Consider the following 9,427-nt stretch of genomic DNA (forward strand, 5'->3'; position numbering starts at 1 on the left):
CATTGAACCCCTTCGGGGTTAAGTGCTGGGTAAGGGAGAAGACCACTCCGCTTCCGTTCTGCTAATTCACACTCGATAACGTCAGTAGGACGGGTTGTCCGTAGCATTCGCTACGGACGCAGAAGTTGGTAGGCTGTGCCTACCAAGCTGGACGCACCCCTTATTGCACACAGGGCTATTCAGGTTGAACCGCTTCGGATTAAGTAGCTTAAGATAAGAATATTATCTACGAAATTTGAAAACTTGTGTTCAGTAGTTCGAGCAGAAAATAGAAAGCAAAAGCGGTTCGAGTCAGTAACTCCGAACCGCTTTTGCTTTAAATATAAATTTTACTTTTTCCGGGCGAAATAGAAAAGCTGCGAGGGTAAGAGTTTAAACTTTTCTCCCAGCGTGAAATACCCTTTACCGTTTTTCTCAAAGCAGACGGCTTCACCCTGTGGCTCGAAAACGTAGGGAAGCATAAGCTTGTAACTGGAATAAATGACGTCCTGAATGGGTTCATTGACATCATCCCGATTCCAGAGATACATCGTCGTATAATTTCGCAGAATAATTTGCTTCCCATCCGCTGAAAAATCCCCACTCGTAATCATGTACATGGGCAGGTCACAAACATACATGGCTGGCATGGGCGAATCGTACTTCTGCGGGTAGGCGAGCTTGTACAACTTCGATAGCCCCGGACTTTTCGTTATGACATAAATGTCCTGCGTATGGGGCTCAATCAGGATGGCTTCTGTATCCCGACTTCCTTCGGGATAATAGAAAACGATTCGGTCGTATTTCGTTACCTCTTCATTCACCGAAGTCGGTTCCTTAAACCGATAGATGTAGTACTCGGGATACTGCTGCAGATTATCACCGGTATCGGCCAGGTAGATATAGTTAGTACTGTCTTTCTTATTGAAAAACAGATCCATATCCTCCCAGTCACGATTGGGGAAGGGCAAATTTACCCGTCCTTTCAATTGGCCCTGGTAGTTGATCAGCGAAAGACGGTTTGGGTTGTTACCGTCTTCCTGAACCCATAAGTGTCCGGGCATCGAACGGCTGTCAGCCATACCCGAAGCTTCATCAATGGTTCCAGCGGGAATACTATGGGACTGTTCGTACTCAAAAATAAAGGGAGGTGGCTCTGGTTGAGATCGTGTCAAGCCTGTTACCATCAACCCTAATATTATGACACGCAAGGTACCCATCTTAATTGGCGGTACTTTTCTCATCACGACAAAATAACAGGGCGTAAGGGTAGCATCAAAAAATGCGTGCTAATTCCCTAGTATATAACAATTAACTCCGCAAATAGTCTAAAAAGTATAGACTACCGCGGAGTTAATTTTAAAATACCTTTGGATAAAATATGAGTACTAGCTCGCTCGCCATACCTCCTGGCTGCCGCCCATCGAGAGAATTTCCAGGCGGGGGGGCGAAGGAAGAAGTACCATTTTAGCGTCCAGATTCGGGAAGTCCTTGAGCGTCACCCAAACGCCATCACCGGGACCAATTTCGAATTCTTCAAGGCCCGTTTCTTCGTCGATGACTTGTTCGTATTGCGTACGTGGCAGGTACGCCGTGGGTAAAAGTACATCGGTATCCGGGCAAAATGTGGCATGAACGCGTTCCAGAATCTGCTCGAATTCTTCGCCGTATTCATCTACGAAGTCGTCTTCCAGGGCTTCCAGCGTTTCCTCCGCTTCATCGTAATCGGGATGGTCGTATCCCATATGTTTTAAAGCGAAACGCTTGGATAAAAGCTCAAGTAACGTATCGTTTAGTTTCTGCGTGTTCATAACTAGTCGATCAAAATAGAGATAGCGTGTATGTTGACAAAAATAGGTCAATTCAGGTCATGTAATCAAGCCCAAAGCTCAGAGTTTCGCAGAATTACCTAATTCGGTTATCACGACCAAACGCAGGAAATTTTTCTAGCCTAATTGGTATGCGTAATGAAAGACTGCTGTAGCAGCTGTAAATCCCACGGTTGCTGGCTGTTGTAGCTAAGCTGACCCTGTGCTATGCTGAGTGGAGAGGGGACATTGTTATAATACAGACCACCCGTGCCCAAGCCCTGCGGCAGTGGATTCTGAAATTCACCCGCGAACTGAGCAATTGCATTCAATCCTACATTTGATTCCAGAGCAGACGTAAGCCACCATTTGATCTTGAGGCGATTGGCAATCTCAATCCATTCTTTACAGGCGGTAAAACCACCCAGTAGGGTCGGTTTGAGAATGATAAACGTAGGCTGAATTTTCTTGAGTAGCCGCATTTTATCCATGTAATCGTACACGCCGATCAGTTCCTCGTCGAGAGCAATGGGAATAGGCGACTGTTCACACAGAGCCGCCATGGCTTCGGGCTGGCGGGCTTTGATGGGCTGTTCGATGGAATGAATGCTGAGTTCGGCCAGCCGATTGAGTTTTTCCTGAGCTTCTTCCGGAGTCCAGGCCCCGTTGGCATCGACCCGTAGGGTAATGGCTTCGGGTGAAAAACGCTTTCGAATGGAAGTCAGACATTCCATTTCTTGCTCAAAGTCAATGGCTCCGACTTTCATTTTAAGCGTACGAAAACCCGCTTCGAGCTTCTGGTCAATCTGCTGGAGCATCCAGTTTTTATCGCCCATCCAGATCAATCCGTTGATGGGAATTTCCCGCTCGCCTTCGGAAAAGCTATTGTTAAAAATCTGCCGTTTTCCTTCGTGTAATAAATCCCGAAGGGCCGTTTCCAGTCCCATGCGAATAGTCGGAAAGCGGGGATCAACAAGCTGATTGAGAATGAGATCCAGATTCCAGGAAAAAACCTCCAGATCGTAACGGTTGAAGGCCTGACAGACTTTCTGTAGCGTAGCTTCAAAGTTTACGTAATCGGGACTCAGACCGGCCAGCGGACTGGCTTCACCCAGTCCAAAACAGTACGGATTTTCGTCATCGAAAACCTTGAGATAATACGCCGTGTGCTGGGTAAGAGTACCCCTGGACGTGCCGGCTGCAAACCGGAAGTCAAGAATATGCTTGTGAACCAGCACTTTAAGAGACATACTAAAGGGGAATTGTTGGTTTAAAAGGGGGCAAAACTAAACAATTAGCCGCGTTTTGACGTTCTTTGCCGCAATATTTAATCCTGGAGTGTTCCGCAGGCCGGACCTCTCATTGTCTGGTTTTACCCAACGTATGGGCCCTTTACTTACAATATTACGCCGACTTCTGTTGCCTTTTTCCTGGCTGTACGGATTTATTACTGACTGGAGAAATAGCCTGTATGATCGGGGGCTGACTCCGGTCACGAGCTTTGATTTACCCGTAATTAGTATGGGTAATCTGACGGTTGGCGGCACGGGTAAAACCCCGCATCTGGAATATTTGATCCGTTTGCTGAGTCCATCCTTCGTGTTGGCTACGCTGAGCCGGGGGTACGGGCGGCGTACCCGGGGGTTTCGGATAGCGACGAATCAGGATACGGCCGAAACCCTGGGCGATGAGCCGTTGCAAGTATACCAAAAATTTGGAAAAACCGTACGGGTTACGGTCGGAGAAAAAAGAGCGGAAGCTATTCCGAACATTCGTTCGGCGTTTCCGGAAGTTGGGGCCATTCTGCTCGATGATGCCTACCAGCACCGGGCCGTGCAACCCCGCGTCAATCTGTTGCTTACCGACTATAACCATCCCTTTTATACGGATCATCCTTTTCCTGCCGGAAACCTTCGGGAACGCCGGAACGGAGCCGAGCGGGCAGATGCCATTATTGTAAGCAAATGCCCACCCACACTTACGGATCAGGAACGGCAACAGATTCAGCAGAAAATACTTCCGTACGCGAAGGCTCCGGTTTTCTTTTCCGGAATTCGATACGGACAACCCGTGGCGGTGCATACGAACACGCAGGCGACCGGAAAGGTGATTCTGGTCTCGGGACTGGCCCGTCCGGAATTGTTCGAAGCCTACGCTCAGCAGCAATTTACGGTTGGACAACATCTGGCTTTCGGTGATCATTACGCGTATACGCCGAAAGACTGGCAGCGAATCGAGCAGGTCTGGCAGCAGAACGGCCGGGGCTGGGTACTGACTACCGAGAAAGATGCCGTAAAACTGAAAACGCTGGTACCGCCTGATTTCCCGCTGTTTGTTGTACCGATTGAAGTCTATTTTCTGGAAAGTAACCCCCTGAATTTTGACGAATGGCTGCTGGAGCGATCCGGTCTGCACGTTAAAAAAGCTTAAGTCCCCCCGCAACTCATTTTTGCTTGTATTTTTGACGCCGTGAAGCTCTATCGATTTCTAGTCTCTTTTGGTTTTCTGGCCTGTTCGCTGCTGGCGAAGGCACAAACCGTACCCAATCCATTGCCGAATGCCCCGGGCGAAGTGGCTCCCAAACCGGCGGACGATCCCAGCCGTCGCGGAAAAATTCTTGATGATTCGACCAAGCAGATTTACGGTCCGACCACTTCCCGGTATTTTCTGGAAGAAGATCTGTTCAACAACCGGAAAACGCTGTACGCCATTGATACCAATTATATCAACTTTCACCGCTTTGATTACCTGGAACACAAGGGTCGCTGGTATACGGACCTGGGCGTACTCAGCTCGGCTCTGCGACCCTTATACTTTACGGCTCCCCAGCAAATTGGAGCCCAGTTGGGTTATGACGTCAACTCGCCCTACGCCATTACCCCGTACGACGTCAAGTATTACGATACCAAATCGCCGTTTACGCAGGCTTATTTTGTCCAGGGTGGAAATGGCCAGAGTGTTCTGCAATTTGACCTGAGTCGAAACGTGAATTCCCAGTGGAATATCGGCTTACACGTCGAACGGAATCTGAGTCGGCGGCAAATCAGTGTGGGCTCGGCTACCAGTAGAGGCGACCGCGATCTGGGAGGCTTCTGGAACTTTGTGACGCATAGCAATTATCGCACGAAAGATGAAAAGTACGCCGTGCTGGGTCATTTTCGGCTGTATGAACATTCCATTCGGGAACCCGGTGGTATCTATCCGGAAACAAATCCGGCCCGGGCTAACTGGGACAGTGTGCTAGCGGATCCGGCGGCAGCTCAGCAATTTCTGACGGCGTCCCGCAGCCGGGAGCGGCGAAATCAGTTTCACGTCTATCAGGAATACGTACCCGTGAAGGGATTTCAGGTGTATCACGTTGGAGATTACATCAACCGGTTTAATCGCTATCGGGATCGGAATTATCAGAACTCCGTAGCAACGGGCTTTTACAACAACCTGCCCGAACGAACCACCATTGGGGATACCATTCAGGCACAGGCCAACTACTGGCTGCTGGAAAATAAAATTGGGTTAAAAGGAGCCCTGAAAGGCTTCAACTACCGGGTACACCTCCGCCGCCGGGATTACGGCATCAACCAACGTTCACGTCTGACCATTCGGGGGGATTCAACAACGTTTCTTACGCGTACCGTCATTGTGAACGATACCGCACGTACGTTCAGCGAACGCTTCACGGTTAGCAATCCTACGTACAGCGAACAGTCCATTCGTCGGCGGAATGAAAACTTCCTGGGAGCCTGGCTGGCGTATTACTTCAAAGACAGTACCCGCATCGAAGCCGAAGGTGAGTACCTGATCGGAGCGGATTACCGACTGCACGCCGATTATTACGGCAAATGGTTTAAGGCTACGTTTACGAGTACGCTCAATTCGCCTACTCTGGTGCAGGAGCGGTTTTTGAGTCCGCTGGTCTCCTGGAGTAAGAATTTCGACAATGTCTTTACCAATCAAATCACGGCTTCCGCTCCGGTACGAATCAAGAATCTTTTCATTGAACCCAGCCTGCAGTACAGCCTCACCAAAAACTACATTTATTACGATACGGAATCGGTAGCCCAACAGGAAAACAGTGCCATCAGTATGTACCGCATTGGCGTGGACCTGGGTTGGCGAGCTGGAAAATTCAGTACGTCGCATCAGGCCTTTTTCACGACGACGTCCGGGCCGGATCTGATTCGGATGCCCAAAGTGCTGACGCGTTCCAAGTTTGCGTTTGACTTTGTGTATTCGAAAGTCATGTACGTACAGGTGGGACTGGATGCCCATTACCGCATGGGCTATTACGCTGATTTTTACCAGCCCCTGAGTAATCAGTTCTATCTCAACAATACGTATAAAGTACCGGGCTTTCTGGTGGTGGATGCCTTTGCGGACATCCGTATCAACCGCGTCCGCGTATTCGTGCAGTTCAAAAACGTAGCCGACGGTCTGCTTTCAAATGGTTACATGCCGACACCGTATTACCCGGGCATGAAACGGGGCTTTGGTTTTGGCGTGTGCTGGCCGCTGTTCGATTAAAGTTACGGTCCGTTGCAAAGATGGATGCCAGTCTGCCGGACTGGCATTCGTCGTTTATACGGCTTGAATTACGTACCTTTACTACTAGTTTAAGCGGGAAGCATGCCTTCGCTGGATCTCCCGAAACAAGAATTTTTACTCGATCGTCATGTCTTTTCTTTCGGAAACGGCTCGGTATATTTTTGAACGCCATTCGCTGGAAACCATCGCCCGCGTGTGCGTGGTGGTACCCAGCCGCCGGGCCGTGTATTTTTTCAAGCAGGAACTGGCCAGCCTCTCGGATCGGCCTTTTCTGGCTCCAGAAGTAGTGGCTATGGACGATTTCATTCTGCAACGGGCGGAGGTGGAAGAAATCGACCCCGTATCCCTGCTGTTTGAACTCTACGACACTTTTAAAACCATTGATCCCCACCTGGATTTCGACCGCTTTACGAGCTGGGCTCCGGTGGTACTGCGGGATTTCGACCAGATTGATCTTTATGACAGCAACGCCAAAGCCGTATTTAGCTGGGTAGAAGCCGAGAAAGCCATTGAACGCTGGAAAATCGACACCACGATTGCTGAAGATTCCTTTGCGGATAAATACTTTCGCCTGTTTGAAAACCTGCTCGGGGTTTATGATCAGTTAAAAGCCCGTTTACTGGAAAAGAAACTGGCGTACCGGGGAATGGCGTATCGCAAAGTGGCGGAGGAGGTGGAAACGATTTTCCTGGATAAACCCGGCCACGCGTTCCATTATTTTCTGGGTTTTAACGCCCTCAGTCAGTCCGAAGAGCGGATTCTGCGGAAGCTGGTGAGCCTGAATAAGGCCGAGATGCTCTGGGACGCCGACGTTTTTTACCTGAGAAATCAGCACGAAGCGGGTCGCTTTGTCCGTAAATACCTAACCGACGCCGAACTGAGTCGGGGCGACTGGAACAAGCGTTTCCGGAATTACCGCGAGTTTCCGCAGGTACAGACGGTCCCCAGTGATTTACTGACGCAGCCTAAAAATTTTATCAGCATTGGCGTACCCAATGCCACCATGCAGCCCAAAGTCGCCGCTCATTTGATGGCCCAATGGGAGCACGGTACGGAGAAAACGAAGGGCTATCAACCGCCGCATACGGCTCTGGTACTGGGCGACGAAAATCTGCTGATGCCGGTCTTGTCCTCGATTCCCGACAGCTACGATGATTTCAACGTTACGATGGGGGTTTCCCTGCGAAATTCCCTGCTGTATTCCCTGGTGGAAAGCTGGTTTGAGTTACAGCGGAATGTGGTGGAATTTCGCCGAAAGGAAGGGCAGGGGATGGTTGCTATTCCCAAATTCAGCTACAAGCACATTACCAAGATTCTGCATCATCCCTTCATTCAGAAATACTGGATGGAAAACGAGGGAAGTTTTCGAACCCTGTTACGGACGCTGCGGGATGAAAACCGAACGTTTGCCGATGAAAAGGAGATAAAAGAACTGGGCGGCAACGAACCCCTGATCAATACCCTCTTTACCCGCTGGGACAACGACTCGGGTCGGGCGACCCGGCAGATGTATCGGCTCATTGATTTGCTACGGCCCCTGTACGTCGATAAAGATGCCATCGAAACCGAGTACCTCTACGAGTTTTATACCATTCTCAAGCGACTCGAACGCGTACTGGCCGAACGCCGTCAGCCCGTCTCCATTAAATCGTACCGACGGTTTTTGTTGGAGTTATTGCGACAAACGAAGATTCCCTTTTCGGGGGAACCCGCCGCTCCGCTGCAAATCATGGGGATGCTGGAGACCCGGTGTCTGGACTTTGAACGGGTGATTATTCTATCCGTCAATGAAGGCACCTTGCCGACGGGGAAAAAGCAAAATTCGCTGATTCCGTTTGATGCCGCCTGCGAGTTTGGCCTGCCTACGTACATGGACGCCGACGCGGTGATGAGCTATCACTTCTTCCGCCTCTTACAACGGGCGAAGGAAGTTATCTTTCTGCACACGGTACCCGCCGGTGATGGAGCCAAAGCCGAACCCAGTCGGTTTTTACTGCAACTGGAATACGAGCTGGGTGAACAAAACAAGCAGGCTAAGCTGCAGAAAAAGCGGGTGGAGTTCGGCTCCGAACGCAGTCTGGAAGAAGAGCTGCCGGTATTACGCATTACCAAAAACGAGCAGATTCAGCGAGAAATTCTCCAGTCGCTCGCCAATCGGGGCCTGTACGCGACGCACCTGAACATGTATTACCAGTGTTCACTCAAGTACTACTTCAAACGCATTGCCGGGGTAGCCGAGGAAGAGGAATTATCGACGACGCTCGAAGCGAACGACTTTGGTACCTGGGTGCACGAAGTGCTCGAACGGATCGACCGGGAGATGATCGAGCGAAACGTTCGCGTGTACGAACGGGCCGATTACGAACGGTTTACGCAGCAGATTCCCAGTCGTCTGGAAGCCGTTTTTCAGGAAAAATTTCCCGGACAGGTCATGAACGAAGGACAAAACCTGTTGTTGTACAACCTGGCCAAACGTAACCTGCGAAACTACTTCCAGCTACGCATGGACGAACTCGACGCCGGGTACCGCGTGGAAGTGCTCGCTCCGGAACAGAAGCTGGTGGCCACGCTGGCTTATGGCGAGGGCACGGTGCAGGTAGCCGGAAAGATTGACCGCCTGGAGCGGGTCAACGACGTAATCCGGATTGTGGATTATAAAACCGGAAAAGTAGACGCGAAGAATCTGGACCTGAAAGTAAACCAGGACGAATGGCAGCCCATGTTTCTGACGAACCAGAACTGGGACGTAATGCGGCAACTCTGGCTGTATAAATATCTGGTTCTGAAACAAAACGACAAACGCGTGGGCGGCGTAGAACTCTCGGCCACGCAGATCGTACAGCCGGGGATGATCTCCTTCCGAAATCTGGCGGCGGGTTTTATGGCTCAGGAAAATCTTCGCTTCCGTCCGGATGAAACGCCGGAAACGTTTCTCGAAGACAGCGAAGCCATGTTAACGCAGTTCATCGACGAACTGCTTGACGCCAGCCGAGCCTTTGAACAAACCGTGGATCGAAGTCACTGCGAATACTGCGATTACGCCCGGATTTGTGGACGAGCCAATTAAGGATGATGCCAGCCCCGGGGCTGGCATCATC

Annotated in this window: 6 protein-coding genes; 3 read left to right on the forward strand and 3 right to left on the reverse strand. The window is 50.4% G+C overall.

The window, feature by feature from the left end:
* Positions 1 to 329 precede the first annotated feature (329 nt).
* The 3 genes from BWI93_RS17585 to BWI93_RS17595 form a co-directional block, all read right to left on the reverse strand.
* Complete coding sequence (locus tag BWI93_RS17585; protein ID WP_141217508.1) at positions 330 to 1,154, reverse strand: PE-PGRS family protein; 825 nt, start codon at positions 1,152 to 1,154, stop codon at positions 330 to 332.
* A 213-nt stretch (positions 1,155 to 1,367) separates the two neighbouring features.
* Positions 1,368 to 1,790 carry a hypothetical protein gene (locus BWI93_RS17590; RefSeq protein WP_094813623.1) on the reverse strand — a complete coding sequence of 141 codons (423 nt, stop codon included), beginning with the start codon at positions 1,788 to 1,790 and terminating at the stop codon, positions 1,368 to 1,370.
* A gap of 140 nt (positions 1,791 to 1,930) precedes the next feature.
* Positions 1,931 to 3,037: an o-succinylbenzoate synthase gene (locus BWI93_RS17595; protein ID WP_094813625.1), complete on the reverse strand. Its 1,107-nt coding sequence runs from the start codon at positions 3,035 to 3,037 to the stop codon at positions 1,931 to 1,933.
* Positions 3,038 to 3,170: 133 nt separating this feature from the next.
* Here BWI93_RS17595 and lpxK point away from each other — a divergent pair, with 133 nt between their 5' ends.
* The 3 genes from lpxK (at position 3,171) to BWI93_RS17610 (ending at position 9,396) form a co-directional block, all read left to right on the forward strand.
* Positions 3,171 to 4,217 carry a tetraacyldisaccharide 4'-kinase gene (lpxK, locus tag BWI93_RS17600; RefSeq protein WP_094813627.1) on the forward strand — a complete coding sequence of 349 codons (1,047 nt, stop codon included), beginning with the start codon at positions 3,171 to 3,173 and terminating at the stop codon, positions 4,215 to 4,217.
* 39 nt (positions 4,218 to 4,256) lie between these two features.
* Positions 4,257 to 6,308, forward strand: coding sequence for a putative porin (locus BWI93_RS17605; protein WP_158242664.1), 2,052 nt, complete (start codon positions 4,257 to 4,259; stop codon positions 6,306 to 6,308).
* 148 nt (positions 6,309 to 6,456) lie between these two features.
* Entirely contained in the window at positions 6,457 to 9,396 is a 2,940-nt protein-coding gene (locus tag BWI93_RS17610) for a PD-(D/E)XK nuclease family protein (RefSeq protein WP_094813631.1), read from the forward strand.
* The last annotated feature ends 31 nt before the right edge of the window (positions 9,397 to 9,427 follow it).

Source organism: Siphonobacter sp. BAB-5385 (genome assembly GCF_002261125.1).
GTDB lineage: Bacteria > Bacteroidota > Bacteroidia > Cytophagales > Spirosomataceae > Siphonobacter.